The organism is Paenibacillus sp. FSL R7-0312 (assembly GCF_038004445.1).
Lineage (GTDB): Bacteria > Bacillota > Bacilli > Paenibacillales > Paenibacillaceae > Paenibacillus_AQ.
On the sequence record NZ_JBBORE010000001.1, the window covers coordinates 3625890 to 3645663 of the forward strand.

At 50.3% G+C, this 19774-nt stretch carries 17 protein-coding genes and 3 pseudogenes; 16 read left to right on the plus strand and 4 right to left on the minus strand.

The genetic code is table 11. The annotated features are described in order from the left end of the window. The first annotated feature begins 62 nt into the window (after positions 1-62). The 13 genes and pseudogenes from MKX70_RS15725 (at position 63) to MKX70_RS15785 (ending at position 12824) form a co-directional block, all read left to right on the plus strand. A complete protein-coding gene (locus MKX70_RS15725) occupies positions 63-1973 on the plus strand; it encodes a sensor histidine kinase (RefSeq protein WP_340840303.1) in 1911 nt (636 codons plus the stop codon). Next, on the plus strand, positions 1970-3547 hold the full coding sequence (locus tag MKX70_RS15730) for a response regulator transcription factor (RefSeq protein WP_340840304.1): 1578 nt from the start codon (positions 1970-1972) through the stop codon (positions 3545-3547). The genes MKX70_RS15725 and MKX70_RS15730 overlap by 4 nt, the downstream gene beginning before the upstream one ends. A 174-nt stretch (positions 3548-3721) precedes the next feature. Next, a complete protein-coding gene (gene tnpB / locus MKX70_RS15735) occupies positions 3722-4864 on the plus strand; it encodes an IS200/IS605 family element RNA-guided endonuclease TnpB (protein WP_340840305.1) in 1143 nt (380 codons plus the stop codon). Between the two features lie 208 nt (positions 4865-5072). Continuing rightward, positions 5073-5924 carry a hypothetical protein gene (locus MKX70_RS15740; protein ID WP_340840306.1) on the plus strand — a complete coding sequence of 284 codons (852 nt, stop codon included), beginning with the start codon at positions 5073-5075 and terminating at the stop codon, positions 5922-5924. After that, positions 5921-7174: a DNA/RNA non-specific endonuclease gene (locus tag MKX70_RS15745; protein WP_340840308.1), complete on the plus strand. Its 1254-nt coding sequence runs from the start codon at positions 5921-5923 to the stop codon at positions 7172-7174. The genes MKX70_RS15740 and MKX70_RS15745 overlap by 4 nt, the downstream gene beginning before the upstream one ends. Before the next feature lie 15 nt (positions 7175-7189). Further along, a complete protein-coding gene (locus MKX70_RS15750) occupies positions 7190-7666 on the plus strand; it encodes a hypothetical protein (RefSeq protein ID WP_042238127.1) in 477 nt (158 codons plus the stop codon). A 340-nt stretch (positions 7667-8006) separates the two neighbouring features. After that, a pseudogene (locus MKX70_RS33440) lies at positions 8007-8213 on the plus strand (DUF6985 domain-containing protein); the annotation flags it as partial. 29 nt (positions 8214-8242) lie between these two features. Next, positions 8243-8391, plus strand: a pseudogene (locus tag MKX70_RS15760) (HNH endonuclease); the annotation flags it as partial. Beyond that, the gene (locus MKX70_RS15765; RefSeq protein WP_445323708.1) at positions 8388-8528 is read left to right on the plus strand and encodes a DUF6985 domain-containing protein; all 141 of its coding nucleotides are present in this window, start codon (positions 8388-8390) and stop codon (positions 8526-8528) included. The pseudogene MKX70_RS15760 and the gene MKX70_RS15765, both read left to right, overlap by 4 nt. Positions 8529-8632: 104 nt before the next feature. Beyond that, positions 8633-9061, plus strand: coding sequence for a MarR family winged helix-turn-helix transcriptional regulator (locus tag MKX70_RS15770; protein WP_042238125.1), 429 nt, complete (start codon positions 8633-8635; stop codon positions 9059-9061). Positions 9062-9185: 124 nt separating this feature from the next. Beyond that, positions 9186-10664 (plus strand): MDR family MFS transporter, encoded by a 1479-nt coding sequence (locus MKX70_RS15775; RefSeq protein ID WP_340840309.1) that lies wholly within the window; start codon positions 9186-9188, stop codon positions 10662-10664. Between the two features lie 187 nt (positions 10665-10851). After that, positions 10852-11654, plus strand: a pseudogene (locus tag MKX70_RS15780) (GntT/GntP/DsdX family permease). A 27-nt stretch (positions 11655-11681) separates the two neighbouring features. Beyond that, positions 11682-12824: a glycerate kinase family protein gene (locus MKX70_RS15785; RefSeq protein WP_042238123.1), complete on the plus strand. Its 1143-nt coding sequence runs from the start codon at positions 11682-11684 to the stop codon at positions 12822-12824. Between the two features lie 529 nt (positions 12825-13353). Here MKX70_RS15785 and MKX70_RS15790 read toward each other — a convergent pair. From MKX70_RS15790 to MKX70_RS15805, 4 genes are all read right to left on the minus strand, one after another. Beyond that, a complete protein-coding gene (locus MKX70_RS15790; protein WP_052416635.1) occupies positions 13354-13563 on the minus strand; it encodes a hypothetical protein in 210 nt (69 codons plus the stop codon). Positions 13564-13632: 69 nt separating this feature from the next. Beyond that, a complete protein-coding gene (locus MKX70_RS15795; RefSeq protein ID WP_340784159.1) occupies positions 13633-13836 on the minus strand; it encodes a sugar diacid recognition domain-containing protein in 204 nt (67 codons plus the stop codon). Next, on the minus strand, positions 13833-14042 hold the full coding sequence (locus MKX70_RS15800; protein ID WP_340784162.1) for a sugar diacid recognition domain-containing protein: 210 nt from the start codon (positions 14040-14042) through the stop codon (positions 13833-13835). Before MKX70_RS15800 ends, MKX70_RS15795 begins: the two co-directional genes overlap by 4 nt. Before the next feature lie 235 nt (positions 14043-14277). Continuing rightward, complete coding sequence (locus MKX70_RS15805) at positions 14278-15213, minus strand: dihydrodipicolinate synthase family protein (protein ID WP_340840310.1); 936 nt, start codon at positions 15211-15213, stop codon at positions 14278-14280. 95 nt (positions 15214-15308) lie between these two features. On the opposite strand from MKX70_RS15805, the gene MKX70_RS15810 reads away from it, so the two are divergent. The 3 genes from MKX70_RS15810 to MKX70_RS15820 all read left to right on the plus strand — a co-directional run bounded on the left by MKX70_RS15810 (position 15309) and on the right by MKX70_RS15820 (position 19683). Further along, entirely contained in the window at positions 15309-16067 is a 759-nt protein-coding gene (locus MKX70_RS15810) for an IclR family transcriptional regulator (protein WP_042238121.1), read from the plus strand. Between the two features lie 65 nt (positions 16068-16132). Then, on the plus strand, positions 16133-18100 hold the full coding sequence (locus tag MKX70_RS15815; RefSeq protein ID WP_042243002.1) for a YjhG/YagF family D-xylonate dehydratase: 1968 nt from the start codon (positions 16133-16135) through the stop codon (positions 18098-18100). Then, positions 18097-19683, plus strand: coding sequence for a glycoside hydrolase family 43 protein (locus tag MKX70_RS15820; protein ID WP_340840312.1), 1587 nt, complete (start codon positions 18097-18099; stop codon positions 19681-19683). Before MKX70_RS15815 ends, MKX70_RS15820 begins: the two co-directional genes overlap by 4 nt. Positions 19684-19774: the final 91 nt, after the last annotated feature.

The window sequence follows — 19774 nt, forward strand, 5'->3', positions numbered from 1 at the left end:
GAATTCAAACATGATGAAATATAATTGTGATAACAGAAGCAGTTGAAGAAAAGGGGCGGGAGATGGCCAGGGTTAGGAGCACAGCAGAGCAGCTTAAGAGGTGGCTTGCGGATCTATCCATCCAAATCAAGCTGATTGGGGCTTATATCGTGATTATTCTGGTTCCGGTTATTGTAATTTCCAACTATTTGTTTACCGGGTTCTATCAGAATACGATCAAAGACATCATCAAGGAGAACCGATACCAGACCGATAATGAGAAACAAGAGATTATGAGCAGGATCGGAGTCATGGAGCAGTCAATCGGATTACTGGTTTCGGATCGGCAGCTGAGGGAGTATGTAACCGTTGAATCGGAGCCCAGGTTGAACGATATCAAGCGGTTTCAGGAATACTCCTTCACCTATTTACAAACCGTGTTGTTCAATAATTCGGATATCGCAAATATTCACTTTTTCGTGAACAATCCATGGATTAGTGAGCTCTGGCCGATCATTTATCATGAAGAAAGGATTAAGGACAAGCCATTTTATACTAAAATGTTGAATCAAACCGGAAACGTTCTATGGGAGATTCAATCTGAAGATGCAATATTACAGGACAGCAACGCTGCTGTGAACCAAAGCTTAAGCTCCATAGTCTCCTTGATGGCGGGAGTTAATCAAATGAACAGCCAGAATCTCTTCCAGCATCTTGGAATCGTCAAAGTCGATATGCCCATCGGGAATTTCTTCAAAAAGGCATATAACAACAGCAGTGACCGGGACTCCCGGTTCTACATACTTGATCAGCAGGGCAACCTGCATGCCAACAGCACAGACCCGCTAGCGGGATTGGATGAAGCTGATATTCAGCCGGCCGTCGCTAAGTACAAGGAAGCAGGCAAGTCATCATTGCTGCTCTCCCACAAGGGGGAGGATTTCCTATACCTCGTCGAACATATCGATAAAATAAATGCAGAGCTTATCAATGTGATTTCATTACACACTACATATTCCAAGATAGATCAAACCCGAAACACCGTCATTGTGGTTATTATAATCCTGCTGATACTTCTGGCAATTACAACCTTCTTCATGCAGTCCATCATACTGAACAAACTGAATATTCTGCGGGACTCCATGAAACAAGTGCGCGGCGGTGACTTTGGCGTAGATATTGATGTCAAAGGCGGCGATGAGATCGGAGAGCTGGCCCACCATTTCCGGCAGATGCTGAATACGATCAACGGAATGATCGCCGATGCGGTGAAGCGCAGCGCAGCCACGAAAGAAGCTGAGCTCCAGGCGTTGCACAATCAGATTGACGCCCATTTTTTATACAACACCCTGGAGAATTTGAAAATGCTTGCAGAGGTTGAGGGGCAGTATACCGTATCGGATGCGGTCACTTCCCTGGGCAGTATGATGCGTTACAATCTCCGATGGACAGGTGACCGGGTGCAGCTGAGAGATGAAATGGGGCATATTCAGCATTACATAGCTATTATGAGCATCCGGTATGATGAGAAGCTGAAACTGGAGATTGAGGTGGAGGACGAATTTTGGGATCACGAAATATTGAAGATGTCGCTGCAGCCTATTGTCGAGAATGCCTTGAAGCACGGAGTTTATTCCGCTCTGATGAAAAGTGACGGCCTGATTGTGGCTATCCATGCTTTTGAAGACGGGGGGTTCTTCTATATTGAGGTGACTGACAACGGTATCGGAATTGCAGAGGATAAGCTGCAGGAGCTGAATCGTAAGCAGATTATGAGTGAAGAGGAATTCAATGCATTGCCCCGGGAGAAGGCGGAAACAACGGAGCTGAATAAGGGCAGCGGCATCGGGCTGCGAAATGTGAATCAGCGGATTCAGATGGTGTATGGTAATGAACATGGACTCAGGATAGAGAGCAAGCGGGGGAGCTATACCCAAGTGACCGTTAAGCTACCTTTAATCATATCAAGTAGAGGAGGAACGCAGATTATATGAGAAAGCTCCTGATTGTGGATGATGAAAAGAATATCCGCCGCGGGCTCCAGGCCATGATTGAGCGGGAGTATAAAGATGTCTATGACATTCACTTGGCTTGCGATGCATTTGAAGCGCTGGACATACTGAAAGCTGTGAATATAGATCTTCTGATTACAGATATTCGTATGCCGGAGATGGATGGGATCGGATTAATAAAATCGATTCAAGACTTCCATCTGAAGCCTGTAATTGTAATAGTCAGCGGCTATGATGATTTCTCTTATGCCAGAGCGGCTATCCGTTATGAAGTGAAGGGATATCTGCTCAAACCGGTGATCCGCGAGGAATTGGCTGCTACGATCAAGCGTGCTGAAGATGAGCTTGGACGAAGAGAGGAAGTGATAGTTGCACAGTCCGCGCCCTCTGAGCAGCGGGAGGAGTACATGGAGAGCCAGCTGAATTACTACGCGGGCCATTCATCAGCGGAGCCGGAAGAGGTTAGAGAGCGGCTGGCCCAGCTGGAGCTGGTTTGGATGGATCACGGTTTTCATGCAGTAATGATTAAACATGCCGGGGATTTGCAGGCACTAGGGTCGATGACCTTTAAGGCGCAGTTTCAAGCGTTAATAGAACAGCTTCAGCCTGCATTTCATTTTCGCTTTGTGCGGTTTTTTGACCGGAATACGCAGGCTGTTATCCTGACGGAAGGGATGCATGCTGCTCGGATAGTAACAAGGCTGCTGATGCAGGCAGATTCTCACCTGAATATCTCCGTAAGCGGGCTGAATTATGGGATGGAGAAGCTGTACTCTGCTTATGAGGAGGCGGCTGTTTCTTTGAAGCATACTTTCATGCTGCCCGCACCCGGTATCGTAACATTCGAAGAGGTTTGCCTTAAGGATAACGCCTATCAGGTGCCGGCTGATACAATCAAAAGGGTTGCAAATATGCTGGGTTCAGGGCGGGAGAAGGAGCTGCTGGGCCTGCTGCGTGAAATATTGGACGCTGCGGATATCAGCCCGAAGAATATCGGGTATCTTGAGGGAATTAGCAGAGCCTTGAACGAACTTGTATTTGATCAAACCTTTCAATCGTATGGTAAAGAAGAATCAACGGAAATACTCCAACAGTACAGCAAGGTTAGCGATTTATATCAGTTCAGCTGTTTCCAAGACTATTCCTGTGAAGTAGAGAGCCTGTTCCTGCTGCTGGATGGCAACCTCCAAACCCTGAAATCCGTGCAGATCGATAATAAAGAAATGAAGAAGGCGATCCAATACATTCATGAGAACTATGCGCAGAATATTAATATGACCATCATTTCTAATCTAGTGTCCTTTAACTATTCTTATTTCAGCCAGACCTTCCGGGAATACACGGGAGAGAATTTTGTGAACTATTTGAAGAAAGTCCGGATCGGTAAGGCCAAGCAGCTGCTCCAAACAACAGATGATATGATTTACGAGATCGCCAAGAAATCCGGGTTTGAGAACACGAAGAACTTCAACCGGGTGTTTAAAGAAAGTGAAGGTGTGAGTCCGGTAGAATACCGTAATCAGCAAAAAGTACTGTCTGCGTCAATAGATCAATAGCCGAAGTGTTTACCATCCCTTACTCTTTCATCTCAATGGTTATCTCTTAAATTTATCTAAAAAAGCTGAGAATACCCCACCGTCGATAGGGTGGGGATGAATCTGTAGTTTTCGATTTCAAGACGAACGTATGTGCTATAATATGGATGAGATCACTAAAAGGAGGTGTTGCACATGCTCGTGTCTGCGCAGGAGGTTTCTTCGAAACACCTGGTTCATCAAGCCTATAAATATCGGATCTACCCCAATACAGAGCAACAGCAACTCATTCGTCGAATGTTTGGCTGCTGCCGTTTTGTGTTCAATTACTTCTTGGGAGCTTGGAATCAAAGCTATGCGGAAACGGGAAAAGGCTTGTCTTATCACGCTTGTGCAACACAACTCCCCGGTTTAAAAGCACAATACGACTGGCTGAAAGAAGTCGATAGCATCGCTTTGCAGTCGGCTGCTCGTCATGTGGCGGATAGCTTTGATCGTTTTTTCAAGAAGCAAAATCAAGCGCCACGCTTCAAGAGCCGAAAGCATCCGATTCAAAGTTACACGACCAAATTCACCAACGGGAATATCGCCATGGAGGGCAGTCGCTTGAAGCTCCCCAAACTCGGCTGGATACGTTTTGCAAACTCCCGGAAGCTGGAAGGCCGGATATTGTCCGCTACCGTTCGTAAAAACGCCAGCGGGAAATTTTTCGTCTCGCTCGTTTGCGAAGTTCAAAAGAACCCTCTGCCCCAAGTGGATACACCTATTGGCATCGACTTAGGCTTGAAAGAATATGCAGTATGCTCAAACGGCGAACATATCGCCAATCCTCGCTTTTACCGTCAATACGAGAACAAGCTGGCGCTTTGGCAGCGGCGGATGGCTCGGCGTACTCCGGGCGGCTCCAACTGGAAGAAAGCAAGGCAGCATATCGCTCGTATTCACGAACGCATTGCCAATAAACGAAATGACTTCCTCCACAAGCTGACCACGAGACTGATTCGTGAAAACCAAACGATTAGTATCGAACATCTGCGTGTGGCGAATATGATTCAGAACCCCAAGCTTTCAAAATCCATTGCTGATGCGTCTTGGGGCGAGTGGGTGCGACAGCTGACGTATAAAGCGAAATGGTATGGACGAAATCTTCGGATCGCCGACACGTTTGAGCCGACCAGTCAGCGTTGCCATGTGTGTGGCACGATCCACCCCGAGGTGAAGAACCTGTCCGTTCGGGAATGGACGTGTACGGCCTGCGGAACGATTCATGACCGTGACGAAAACGCCGCTCATAATATTAAACAAGTAGCGGTTAACCCCCACCTAACCAAACGATAGAATTCAAGATTTCACTTGCGTCAAAAATGTAAAACTGCGGGAACGCAGGGATCGCTTGCTCCATAAGAAGAGGGTACTCTTCTGTTCGCAAGAATCCGCCACTTCAAGCGTTAGCTAAGTGGGGGAGAATTCAAGGAAGATTAATCCGATAAAGAAGGAATCTGCATAACAATAATGGATATATATTGACAAGGAAGCAGGGATGATATTGTCTTCCAGGAAGCTTATATTTAATGAGAATGAAGTCCAGCGCCTGCAGACCAGAATAGGCCAGGTAAGCCAGGACACTAACCGGCTGTATTTGCAGCTGAAGGGCCAGTCCAGCGGCTGGGGCGGAATTCCCCTGGGAGACCACCTCGTGAAGTCCCAGGTCATGATCAATGAATTAACCGTAGAAGCAGAGAAATTGGAGGATATTATCCGGACCGCCCTGAAGGGGGTTGCAGGACTCCAGGAGGAGAATAAACGGCAGGCCGACAAGCTCACGCAGCAGTTTAGTCTTCTCGCGGGTGTATTCGGAAGCTTTGGGACACAAGGTCCTGCCGGGCGGGTTTCCATTCCAGCCTTTGTGCAGAAGAGTGTATCGCATCTGATCACTTCGGTTACCGTCCTGCTGGGAAAGGATGAGCTGAATAACGATCCGGCAGTGCAGAAGCTGCGGAATATCATCCAAACGTCCGGGCTTTTGACCGTAGAGGGTATTGCGGCCGTAAGCAAGCTGAAGGATATCTTCGCGGCGCGGGATGGGATCGCGAAGGCGCAGATGGCCTTCAAGGTCTATGAAGCGTTCGGGAACAAGACGCAGATGGAGGCTGTCCATGCGCAGGCCGAGGAAGCACGCCGGAAGCTGGTTTCGCTGGGTGTAGCCAAGGTCCAATATGAACCAGGGAAGGATCTAAGCGGCTATTTCAAGCAGCCGGCTGTCAAAGCCTGCGATTATGATCCGTCGATCACGGCGGAGAGTGTACCGCTCATACATAACGAAGAATATCTCCTGCTGCTGCGGCTGGCGATGGAGAAGAGTGCCGCTGGGAACTATGCGCGAAGCCAGCTGGAGTGAAGCGGGAGGAGATCAGGATCGCTGAGGCTGTGAGGCAGGTCCAGGAGCAGATCGAAGCTGCAAGACGGCTGAACGGTCCGCCGCTGGAACTGCCGGATGGCACTCCGATTACCGCTAGCAACAAACGAAATGAGACGACCTTAAACTATTATATGGAGCGGATTTCTGATCCCAAAGTAACCAATCAGGTGCTGGCCTATGAAATGTGGCTGGAAGACACGTACGGTATGACGGAATGGCGGAAAAAAGTCGTACAAGCGGACGCGGTAGTAAGGGCTTTTGGGGAAGGCTTGATCACAGAGGTCGTCATGGGTGTGGCGGATACGGCTACATTTGCCTTCAAGCTTGTGGTCCACCCGGTCAAAACAACAACGGAAATGAAGAATCAAGCGGTGTATATCATGGAGCATCCGGAAGTACTGGTGGAAGCGGCCAAGATGGCTTATCATAATTTTGACGAAGGAACCCCGGAAGAGAAGGCAGCGATGCTGGGCTCGGTAGCGTCCATACTGGTTCCGGGACTGCAGGTCACCAAAATTGGCAAAGCTGGGAAAGTGTTCAGCGGGGTGGAAGACGTCGTCAGCCAGGCGGCGAAGGATGCCCTGAAAGGAATCAAGTCGAAGCTCCCGGAGCTGGGTCCAGTCTTACAGACACCGGAGGGGTTTGCCTTCAAGGCAGGGGAAATACCCGATACCCCAGCGTTGCCGAAGACGCCGGTGCAGCAGCAATATATTGATGCGATGGATGAAATGGGTGGCAACGGCGGTAGGGTTGAGGGGCCGGGTGAAGTACCTGAAAAGACTTTTGCTGATAATCCTTTTGATGATACAGGGAAACTAATACCTAATGCGAAGTATAAGGCCGGTGAGCACCAATATAATTATGAAACAGATCAGTTGGGTAGAATTGAAAAGTTTAGTACGGATGAGCTAAAATTAACGGCAAGAGATGAAAGATTACCGCATGATGCAAATACACCAGGCAAAGTAACTGGAGACCATGCAGGTCATTTGGCAGGAGACAGATTTGGAGGGTCACCAGAGATTGATAACCTTGTATCTCAGTCAAGTAATGTGAATTTGAGTAAGTATAAAAAAATTGAAAATCAGTGGGCGGCAGCAATAAAGGAAGGAAAGCAAGTAAAAGTAAATGTTGAAGTGAAATATGAGGGAGATAACTTACGACCATCTAAGTTTATTATAGATTACGAGATAGATGGAGAATTTTTTTCTAAGGATTTATTGAATTGAAAGGATGATCAATCAATGAATAAGGTGTTTGAAGATTTTTTTAGTGAATTGCAAGCGGATATGGTCTCTATATGTTTGGAGTATGTTAGTAATAATGCTGATACAATATTTATCTATTGCTCATTTGAGGAAAAGGTCATTTCCAGTGATTTTTTCTTCTTGATTAATGGGAAAGTTGTTAGAAAAAATAAATTAAATGATGCTTTGGAAAAAAATGAAAATAAATTTCAATATAATACATCTGTAGACCGGCAAAGAGGAGTAATGAGAATAATAAATGGAGACATCGAAAAAATATATAAATTATGCAATGATTACAACAGAGAAATGCCCACTGAAATTAAACTAGTTTACAAAGTAGATAAGAATAGTCTTAATGCTGAATATAAATATGATTTGATACATACTAATGATCCTGTTAAAACTGCAGATGACATTTCTATGGAATGGTTTGAACAAATTAAAATGGGACTAACTAATAATAAAGTCTGAACCCAATGATTTTGTTTCTTTTTTGGAAGTGACTAACGTTGGTCACCAAACTGCCTAATTGCAAATGAAACAGAAATTATGTTCGTTCAATTAGGAGGAAGAGTCAAGTTATGACCTAAGTCAATTACTTGAAGTATTCTTTTATGATGAAGAAAGTGTCGCTATTCTATTACACAGGACAGGTCAATTGTGGTCAGATGCCCCCATGATTGACTTGTTTTTGTTGTTTTCGTTTCTCATAGGGGTTCGGCAGTACCGGTTAAGAAGAAAAGATAATATTCATTCTTAATGGTCTTATTAAAACCGTTGACAACAGATTTGTTAATCAAGCAAGGATACTACAATTGAGTTTTTCGGAGGAGAAGTCAATATTGCTTTGATGGTAGATGGTGAAGAAGATGGCGAATTTAGTGAAAAACAGTATGCTTCATATAATACTTTTAATACTTTGAAAGAAAATTGGGGGGGCTATTCAGCAAAGTATTCTTTGTCAAAATATTTCTATTTCATTTACAGACCGACTATAAGTGGATTCCACCAAAGTTGACCTGTTTTTTCGTCAGGCATCAGAACAAAAGAGATAAATACAAATTAACATGGCACGAATTAAATGATGTTAAAACAATGCAGCTTGTCCCAACAAAGATAAACAATACATTTGAACATCTTGGTGGTGTTGGTGGAACGCGGGTGCGTTTGAACCTGAAGGATTTGCGGATAAATAGTAGGGAGAGATTTAAAAAGGGAAGGACAAGATATTGGGATTCTATTTAAGAGTACATGGGATCAGGAAAATGGCCTGGGACTTCGTTTATTGGATGAAGCTGTAATTGATGCTGGATATCAGGATGCTGTAATTTAGCAGCAAAATAATCGGAATGGGGAGCATCTATATTTTTTGACGGCGCTTCTTCTCCTGCTTATAATGAACAAATATAATGCAGCAACAACGACGGGAGACGCGGAATGGATCAATATACGGAAGATATAGGTTATATCATGTGGAGAGTCACGAACAATTGGCAAAAGTTAATGAAAGCTGAGCTGCGGGAGGTGGATCTGACACATGTCCAATTTGCGCTGCTGCGTTCCTGCCATGCACTGAATGAGCGGGAAAGCGCGTCCGGTGTGACGCAGATTCAGATTGCCCACAATTCTGATATCGATCCGATGATGGCTTCAGAAGTGCTGAGAACATTGGAGAAAAAAGGGTATATCAGCCGTGTGCCGCATCCGCAGGATACCAGAGCCAAGCTGATCTCACTGACCGAATCCGGTGTAGCTGTTATGGAACGTGCCAGCCGGATTGTTATGAGCGCGGACCAGATGTTTTTCTCCAGACTGGGGCCGGATATGCATGATTTCATTGCCCGCCTAAAGACGCTGTCGACATAGCTCTGGAATGAATTTGCCAAAAGAAAGTTTAAAGAAAAACCTTGACTCCATTTAATAAGTGAACATATAATAATCGAACATATAGATAATATGGTTAGGCAATTCGAGAGGAGAACGTTAGTACATGAATGAGGCAACACAAATCAAGGTGAAATACAAGGTAATCCCTGTGCTCGTTGCGCTATTATTAGGGGGATTCATCGGGTTGTTAAGTGAGACCATGATGAACGTGGCCCTGCCCGTGCTTATGGCGGAGTGGAATCTTTCCGCTTCAACCGCACAATGGATCACCACAGGTTACATTCTGGTCATCAGCATCATTATGCCGGTCTCAGCCTTACTGCTGCAGTGGTTCACAACTAGAAAACTATTTGTGACAGCGATCAGCTTATTTATGCTCGGAACCTTGGCCGCAGGGCTTGCCCCGGGCTTTGGGATGCTGCTTATCGGGCGTTTGGTTCAAGCAGCGGGTACCGCAATCTTGATGCCGGTCATCTTCAATACGATCCTGACTATTATTCCACCCGCTAAACGCGGGGCGGCTATGGGTATGGTAGGTCTCGTGATGATGGTAGCTCCGGCGCTTGGACCTACCGTGTCCGGGCTGATCATCGACAAGCTGGATTGGCACTGGATGTTCTGGGTGCTGGTTCCTTTCCTGGTGATCGACTTTATTATCGGGCTGCTTAATATTGAGAACGTGGCAACGATCACCAAACCGAAGATTGATATTTTGTCGCTTGTCCTGTCCACCATCGCCTTTGGAGGTATCGTATACGGGCTTAGTGTTGTGGGCGAAGGAGACGGAGGCTGGGGCAGTCCGAAGGTTATTGCCTGCCTTGTTATCGGACTTGCAGCGCTCTTACTGTTTATCTTGCGCCAGCTCACGATGAAGCAGCCGATCATGAATCTGCGGGCGTTCAAATATCCTATGTTCACAGCAGGTACGTTGTTTATTGTGATCGGCTTCCTGACGATTTTCGCTACATCGTATTTGCTGCCGATCTTTATGCAGGGCTCACTGAGATTGTCAGCGCTGTATGCCGGACTGCTCATGCTTCCCGCAGGGCTGGTCAATGCCATACTGTCACCCATTATCGGACGGAGCTTTGATAAAGTCGGCCCTCGGGTACTGGTTATTCCGGGTATGATCATTCTGTCCGCTGCCATGTGGATGTTCACCAGCGTTGACGTAAATACTCCAGTCTACATGATCATTCTTATGCACTGCTGCATGACAGTGGGTCTGGCGCTTACCCTGATGCCGGCGCAGACGAACGGGCTGAATCAGCTGCCACGGGAACTGCATCCGCATGGTACAGCCATCATGAATACCCTGCAGCAGTTAGCCAGTGCAGTCGGGACAGCTCTGATTGTAAGTGTGATGACTGCCGGCCAAAGTACTTACATCAGTACTCATTCGGGTACCGCAGCAGCGGATATGGGATCACTAAGTCTGGCGGCAGGCGTGCATAATGCGTTCATTCTGGCGGCAGTCATCACGCTGATTGGTGTGATTGCCGGGTTCTTCGTGAGACGGAGTATCGTTCACAGCCATGCTGCACCACAGCCGGATACGGCAAGACGACAGACGGCTTCCTAATATTCGAGAGTTAATAAGGGGATTTCCGGCATTTGCCGGAGGTCCTCTTTTAACAATGGAGTACAAATATAGCGGGTTTCTATTGGTCACTTGCACAATGCATTTCGTCCGATCATCAATATTCTTTTACTGCCCCGAGACCGTATAATGAGAGCGTGTTCAACAAGTACTTAGGGGGATATTCGAAATGGAAGGATTAATCATTGGTTGGTACGGAGCACTGGCAGGACTGGCAATTGCCATTATTCTGATCCTTAGAAAATTGAATCCGGTATACGCACTGTTCCTGGGAGCCATTGTAGGGGCGCTTATTGGCGGAGCCAATCTGGAACAGACGGTAAGCGTTCTTGTAAGCGGTACACAAAGTGTAATGGGCACGGTTCTGCGGGTGCTGGCCGCCGGAGTCCTGGCTGGTGTCATGATGGAATCGGGGGCGGCTGAAGCCACTGGCCAGACTTAAAGTAGATGCGCTTTATATTCTGCCGCTGGCCGGAATTATCGGTATGCTGGCGATGGGGCAGGGGAACAAGGTTCTGCAGTATACTTCCTCCGGTCTCCATAAAATGACAGCCACCGTCCTGATCCTGATCGGGGCAGGCGGAATTGCCGGCTTGATCTCTGCTTCGGATTTATCGAATCAGGTGGTTCATCTCATTGAGCTGTCCGGAATCTCCGGCACGTTCCTGGCACCGATCTCCGGTATTCTGATAGCAGCGGCAACTGCGTCCACTTCGACTGGGGTTATTGTGGCGACCGGTTCCTTCGGACAGGCCATTCTGGATATGGACACGGCTCCGCTGGCGGCAGCCGTTATGGTCCATACCGGGGCGACGGTCATCGACTCGCTGCCGCAGGGCACTTACTTATCACGTTACTGCGGACAGTATGAAGATGACGATCAAACAGCGTATGGGGCTCATCCCTTACGAAGCGCTTGTCGGCGGAACGATGACGATTGTGGCTACGCTGGTTTACGGATTTTCATTCTAATATCAATATCATATACGGGGTGTGGAAATGAGAGAGAAAACCTTTGTACTGGCACCGGATTCCTTTAAGGAGAGTATGACTGCGAAGGAAGTCTGTCTTGCGATGGAGAGCGGACTGCGGAAGATTTATCCGGAAGCGGCTTATATCCATGTTCCCATGGCAGACGGCGGAGAGGGGACGGTACAGTCTCTTGTCGATGCTTCCGGCGGGGAGATTCATTATAAAAAAGTCGTGGGGCCGCTGGGACAGCCGGTTACGGCGAAATACGGGATTCTGGGCGACGGAGAGACTGCGGCGATCGAAATGGCTTCTGCCAGCGGCATTCAGCTGGTGGACAAGGCGGAACGGAATCCGCTGATCACAACGACTTACGGTACGGGTGAGCTGATTATGGAATGTCTGGAACGGGGAATCCGCAAGATTATCATCGGCATCGGCGGGAGTGCGACCAATGACGGCGGCGCAGGCATGGCCGAGGCGCTGGGTGCGAGATTCATCGATGAGGCGGGGAAGTTGCTGCCGCGCGGCGGCGGCAGTCTGGGCCGACTGAGCAGCGTCGACATCAGCTCACTTGATGCAAGACTGCAGCAGATTCAGCTGATTGTGGCTTGTGATGTGACGAATCCGCTCTGCGGTGATCACGGGGCATCGGCGGTATTCGGCCCGCAAAAAGGCGCTACACCTGAAATGGTGCAGCAGCTTGATGCCAATCTCGCTCATTATGCGGCGGTGGTGAAGCAGCAGCTTGGCAAGGATGTGCGGGATCTTCCCGGTGCCGGTGCGGCCGGCGGTCTGGGGGCAGGCCTTATGATCTTCACGCAGGCCACACTCCAGAAGGGGATCGAGATCGTGATTGAATACACGGGTCTAGGCCGGAAGCTGGCGGATGCGGATTTCGTATTAACCGGTGAAGGCGGAATCGATTTCCAGACGAAATTCGGCAAAACACCATATGGTGTAGCCCGTACCGCCAAGGCCAACGGCAAGAAGGTGATTGCCCTGGCCGGCTACATCGGCGAAGGAATTGAAACGCTGTATGCAGAAGGCATTGATGCCATCTTCGGCATAGTCCCGGGCGCTTCCAGCCTGGAGCAGTTATTGGCTGAAGGCCCGGCTAATGTTGAGCGGACCTGCGAGAATATTGCGAGGTTGCTGAAGCTTAGCGAATAGTGGAGCTGGACGGGTAGTGCAGCGAGGTGAATAGTGGAGCTGGGCGAATAGCTGAGTTGAATTGGATTGAGTTGAGTTGAATTGAGCCTGATTGAATAGCCCCTGGGATAATTCCCAGGGGCTATTGATTTTGTGCGGGAGATAAGACTATAAATAATCCCCGCAGAGGTGAAATCCTGCACGAAATACAACATTCTTCCCGTGATATCGGGTCTAATCACAGATTGTTGTATTTCATACAACAATCGTTACGAAACCGCCTGAATTTACGCTTCCGAGTTGTATTACGTACAACATTTGGAAACGCGGGGCAGTAATTCAACGCACGGGAGGCCCCGCAATCCGCACCCGCCCGCACCCGAGCCCGAGCACCCGCCTGCCTACACCCGCATCCGCCCCCTCGCACCCGCACCAGCACCCGTACCGGCACCGACACCCGCACGGGACGCCCGCGCAACCCGCACCCCCTCCCTCGCCCGCATCCTCGCCCGGGCATAACAACACGAGAAGCCGCTCTACTTATAGAGCGCTAGCAATTCATACGTAAGCTCGAAGAGCTGCAGTTATGGTTGATGAAGCTTCTAAGTGTCTCCAGCAGATCGGCGGTATCCTCCAGCTTGATCGCCCTGCCGGGTTTGTCCGACAGCTTCGCATGGCTGAGCTTCACCAGAAATTCAGCTTCTTCGAAGGTAATGGCTTGTGAAGCAGGCTTCAGCGCAAGCTGTATACCCAAGGCCAATTTGGCCTGAGGTATCCCTCGGCAATGCTGGGTTCCAGTCTGCCGGAGGCCAGCAGCAGGAGCGGCTGGTTATGCAGCAGCTTCTTTTCTTAATTTCTGGGAATACGCTCCCAGATGGGCGAGCAGCATTTCCAGCATAGCCTTCTTGCGGTATACCTCATTCGCGAGATTCTCCAGTGTGTTCCGCTGTTCGATGAGCAGGAGGGATACCGTTGTTCTTACGATGTTGCAAAAAGGCCGGACTTCCTCAGGGCTCCCGGAAATTCCGATCACACCAACGCGGGTGTTGACGATGACAATCGGTTCGTTGGTCCTTTTTTCTCATACAGACCATCCTCCAGCACCTCGACCATTTGCCCGGTGGACAATGCCTTGACTGCACCCTGGTGAACGGTGCCGACCCGTTCTTTCTTTCCGCTGCCGACAATAATCCCCTGATGATTAATGATGATGATGTTATAAGGAATATCCATCATCATTTTACAATTTCCTGTGCCTGCTTCTCGGATAGCTGAAACAACCGGAATTTCCCCCTTCGCCGTGCCCGGAGGGCTGCCTAGGCAGCCTCAGTCTCTTTCATTGTGCATCTGAACAAAAGTATAGAGCTTCTGCACGGAGAATAAAGGCTGAACCGGTGTACCGGAGCTAAGGGGGCGGCCAAACGGTCCAGGCAGAGTAGCGTAGCGGTGTTTTACGGGTTATGGGGACTATGGACTAGATAGAGATTTGGGAGATTCCCGCCCGGCTGAAAATCTCTTTCAATTTAACCTCCTTGTCAGCATTCCAGGGGGTTACGGGTGCAAGACAGAAGGTGGACACCGGCACACCAGCCAGACGAATGGCTTCTTTTATTGAAGGAATGAAAGGATCATCAATGCTATACAGCGCAGGGATCTCTATGATTCTCCGGTGCAGCTCATGCACCTCTGCCAGATCATTCTTCAGGAAGCTGCTGAGTAACCCGAGCATCAGCTGCGGTGCGAAGTTGGCACTGGCGGCAATCGCCCCGTCTCCACCGGCAGCAAGCGTAGGCAGCAGATATTCATCGAAACCGCAAAATACCGAGAAGTCCGGTTTGACCGCCTTCACCTGCATAATCATCTGCCGGATATGGCTGAGCTGGTCTACGGTTTCCTTAATTCCAGTTACATTTGTGTATTTGGCGGCAAGGCGGCTGACGAAGGCCGGACTCAGATCCTGGCCAGTCAGTGCCGGGAAGTTGTACAGCATCAGCGGCACATCAACGGCTTCCAGAATTGAGGCATAATGCGAGAACAAAGCCTCCTCGCTAAGCTTGTAATAATAAGGATTAATGACAACGACGCCTGTTGCTCCTTGCTCCGCAGCATGCTTGGTAAGGCGGAGGGTCTCTGCTGTCGTATTGCTGCCGGTACCAATCCATACGGGAAGACGGCCATTCGTGTATTTAACGCATACCTCAGCGATTTCCTCGCGCTGCTCGGTGCTGAACAAGCTGAATTCTCCGGCTGTCCCGAGGAAAAAGAGTCCCTGAACTCCTTGCCGGATCAGGCTGTCGATCAGCAGCTTCATTCCGCTAGGGTCGAATTTTCCGGATTGATCCAGAATCGTCGGAACCGGGGGGATGATGCCTGTATGATGCGGTCTCACGGTCATGTTAGAAATTTTCATTTTATTCCGCCTCCAAGTTTGTTATTATAAACATAAGATTATTATAGTGAACTAAGGCGGCTTAATCAATTGATTTATGAGAGGGGAATGAAGGTTTGGACCGGAAATATTGGGTTCCAGCTTTAGAACGGGCCGATCTGATTCTTACGGCAATCTCCAGGAAGCCCGGAGAACATAAGATGACCGACCTGTGCGATGAAACGGGCATTAACAAAAGCTCCATGTTCTCGCTGCTACGCACGATGGAAACCCTGCAATGGGTGGTGAAGGATGACAGGGAGGCTTACGCACTGGGGGCTGGGGTTTCCTACTATAATACGGTTTACAACGAATCCCTTAAGCAGAATACGAATCTGGTGGAGCGGTTCCTGGTAAGCTCTGCACAGAGTGTCAGGGTAATCGGGGAAACCTTTCAGTTATCGGTTCTTGACCGGGATGAGATTATCTATCTGGCCAAGCAGGAAGGGCCCTCACTTGTGAGGCTGGAGTCCAGCCCAGGGATGCGGTTCCCGGCACATGCGACCGCCATGGGCAAGATGATGCTGGCATTGCTGCCGGAAGCCGAGCTCCTAAGACGTTATTCCGGCAAAACCTTAACTGCGGTTACGTCTCACACGTTGACGAGTTGGGCGGAATTCACGGCTGCATTGTCTGAGATTCGTGAGGCCGGTTACGCCGTGGACCGGGAAGAAATTATTCAGGGCATCAGCTGTGTGGCTGCGCCGATTCTGGATGCTACGGGAAATGCCGTTGCCGCTGTAAGCACCACGATGCTGCAGCATGCTTTTGCCGATAAACAGGAGGCTGCGGTCCGGGAAGTGATAGAGCTGGCGAGGAAACTATCCTCGTGTTAATCGTCTGGGCAAGTTCATCCTGAAGGAAAGAAGGGTTAAGTGTGAAGCTGACATTGCATGAGATTATGAAGGAAGCCATAGATGATACTATTCCTGTACATACCGCTGCGGAGGGTCCCGCAGGCAAGCTGCCGATTACAGGAGAGCAGCTGCGAAGTGCACCAAGCGGAGAAATCTTCGGCATGACTCAGAATGCGGGCATGGGCTGGAATCCGCTGCTGCTGAACAGACCGCAATATCTGATTCTCGGCACAATGGGCGGAATCCGGCGGGAGGACGGCAGTCCGCTAGCGCTCGGTTACCATACCGGACACTGGGAAATCGGCGTGATGATGGAAGAAATTGCTGAGGAGCTCACCGCCAATCAGGGGATACCGTTTGCCGGTTATGTCAGTGATCCCTGTGACGGGCGTTCCCAGGGGACCACGGGCATGTTCGATTCTCTTCCTTACCGGAATGATGCTGCCGTGGTTCTACGGCGGCTGATTCGTTCCCTGCCTACCCGCAAAGGAGTTCTGGGCGTAGCCACCTGCGATAAAGGTCTGCCCGCCATGATGCTGGCGCTGGCCGGAATGCGGCATCAGCTTCCGGGGATTATCGTGCCTGGCGGCGTTACACTGCCGCCGGTTAACGGCGAGGATGCCGGCAAGGTGCAGAGCATCGGAGCGCGGTTCAGCAATGGTGAACTTTCGCTCGAGGATGCAGCAGATCTGGGCTGCCGGGCCTGCGCGACCCCGGGAGGCGGCTGTCAATTCCTCGGCACCGCCGCAACGGCCCAGGTGATTGCTGAAGCACTGGGCATGTCACTGCCACATTCGGCTCTGTCACCATCGGGGCAGCCGGTCTGGAAGAATATCGGCCGCCAGTCGGCCCGCGCACTTCAGCATATGGAGCATAGCGGGATAGTGATGAGTGATATTCTTACAGATCAGGCTATTAAGAACGCGATGGTACTGCATGCTGCGTTCGGAGGCTCCACGAATCTGTTGCTGCATCTGCCGGCCGTTGCCCATGCCGCCGGGTTGAAGATTCCCACAGTAGATGACTGGAACGAGGTGAACCGCCAGGTTCCCCGGCTGGTCAGTGTGCTTCCGAACGGTCCGGTGCCGCATCCGACGATCCGCGTGTTCCTGGCAGGCGGTGTCCCTGAAGTCATGCTGCATTTACGGCGCCTGGGACTGATTGATGAATCCGTACTGACGGTAACGGGGCGGACACTGGGCGAGAATCTCGACTGGTGGGAGACTTCGCAGAGACGGACGGACATGCGCAGGAGATTACAGGAGGCGGACGGTATTGACCCGGATTCTGTGATCATGAGCCCGGAAGAGGCCAAGCGGCAGGGTATGGCTTCCACGATGACGTTTCCCACCGGGAACCTCTGCCCTGAAGGGGCGGTGATCAAATCGGCAGCGATTGACCCTTCCGTCTTGGACAGCGAAGGAGTCTATAGGCATACGGGAAGAGTGAAGGTGTTCACTGCCGAGAAGGATGCGATCCGTAGCATTAAGGACGGCAAGGTGAAGGCTGGCGATATCCTAGCCATTATCGGCCGTGGGCCGAGCGGAACAGGAATGGAAGAGACCTACCAGCTGACATCCGCGCTCAAGCATCTGCCTTACGGCAAATATGTCACGCTGATCACGGATGCCCGTTTCTCCGGTGTGTCCACCGGTGCCTGCATCGGGCATATGGGACCGGAAGCGCTGGCGGGCGGCCCCCTCGGGAAGCTGCGGGATAATGACTGGGTAGAGGTGCTGATCGATACTGTGAAGCTGGATGGGAGCGTGAATCTGGTCGGGGAAGGCGGAGAAGGGGGACAGCCGCTGTCGAAGGAAGCAGGCACCTTGATTCTGGCTTCGCGGACTCCGCATCCGGGTCTTGCCGTTGATCCGGGACTGCCCGATGACACCCGGCTATGGGCCGCACTGCAGGCAGCAAGCGGAGGGACCTGGCAGGGCTGTGTCTACGATACCGACAAAATCATTGCCTTACTGGAAGCAGGACGGCAAGCATTGGGGGAGAAAGCATGAGCAGAAATCTGATTCATAATCCGATTCTCCGCGGGTTTCATCCGGACCCGTCGATCTGCCGGGCGGGGGAGGACTACTACATTGCCACCTCCACCTTCGAATGGTTTCCCGGCGTACGGATTCATCATTCACGCGATCTGTTGAACTGGCGCCCGCTTACGTATGCGCTGACCCGCAAATCGCAGTTGAATATGGAAGGTGATCCGGATTCCGGAGGCGTATGGGCGCCTTGTCTCACTTATGATGAGGGACTCTTTTATCTGATCTATACCGATGTCAAAAGCAGACAGGGGGCGTTCAAGGATACGCCTAACTATCTGGTAACTGCTAAGAATATCGAAGGTCCCTGGTCTGAGCCTGTGTATCTGAACAGCAGTGGCTTCGACCCTTCGCTGTTCCATGATGAAGACGGGCGCAAATGGCTGGTTAATATGCTGTGGGATCACCGCACCGGGAATAACAGCTTCGCCGGGATTGTGCTGCAGGAGTATTCGGCAACTGAGCAGCGGCTTACCGGTCCGGTCATTCCCATTTATAAGGGAACGGAGCTGAAGCTCACGGAAGGACCGCATCTGTACCGGAAGGATGGCTGGTATTATCTCATTACGGCTGAGGGCGGCACACAGTATAATCATGCGGTAACCGTGGCGCGGTCACGGCAAATCGAAGGGCCTTACGAAACGGCCCCTAATCATCCGCTGCTGACTTCTGCCGGAAATCGTGAATTGGAGCTGCAGAAGGCGGGACACGCCAGTCTTGTCCACACGCATACAGATGAATGGTATATGGTGCATTTATGTGGCCGTCCCGTGAAGGACAATTATTGTAATCTGGGCCGGGAGACGGCTATTCAGCGCTGCGAATTCACGGATGAAGGTTGGCTCACCCTGGCCGGCGGCGGGAACGCCCCGGCGCTTACTGTGCCCGGTCCGGCCATTCCGGAGCATCCATTCTCCGCTCCGGCTCCCCGTGATGATTTCGATGCCCCGCAGCTGGATGTCCGATGGAGCACCCTACGTGTGCCTGCTGAGGAAGCGTGGCTATCGCTACAGGAGCGCCCCGGGTATTTGCGCCTCCGGGGCAGAGAATCCATGAGCTCCATGCACCACCAGAGTCTGGTTGCCCTGCGCCAGCAGGCTTTCAGCTGCAGCGCCGAAACCGCCATTGAATTCGAGCCGCAGCACTTCCAGCAGATGGCCGGATTAATTGTCTATTATGATACGAAGGATTATCTCTACTTGCGGATTACTCATGATGAGACCCTCGGGAAATGCGTGGGCATCATCCGCTCGCGGGACGGGGTCTATGAGGATACCCTAACTGCGGATGTCCCGCTGCCGACGGGAGCAAGCGTAGCATTAAAGGTAGTGATCGACCGGGAATTCGCCCAATTCCACTATCAGTCGGGGGAATCCGCTTGGGAGAAAATCGGCGGGCCCATGGAAATCTATCATCTGTCCGATGATTTCCCGGCCTACATCCGCTTTACCGGGACTTTCATCGGAATGTGTGTGCAGGATTTGAGCGGAACGCTTCATGCGGCGGATTTTGATTATTTTGAGTACCAGGAGTTTGATGTGTAAGCGTAGTTAATATTGATTGAAATACGATAGGACCAGGCGTCACTGAAAGAGCGGTTGTATATCCATTACATCGTTCTTTCGTGCCGTCTTT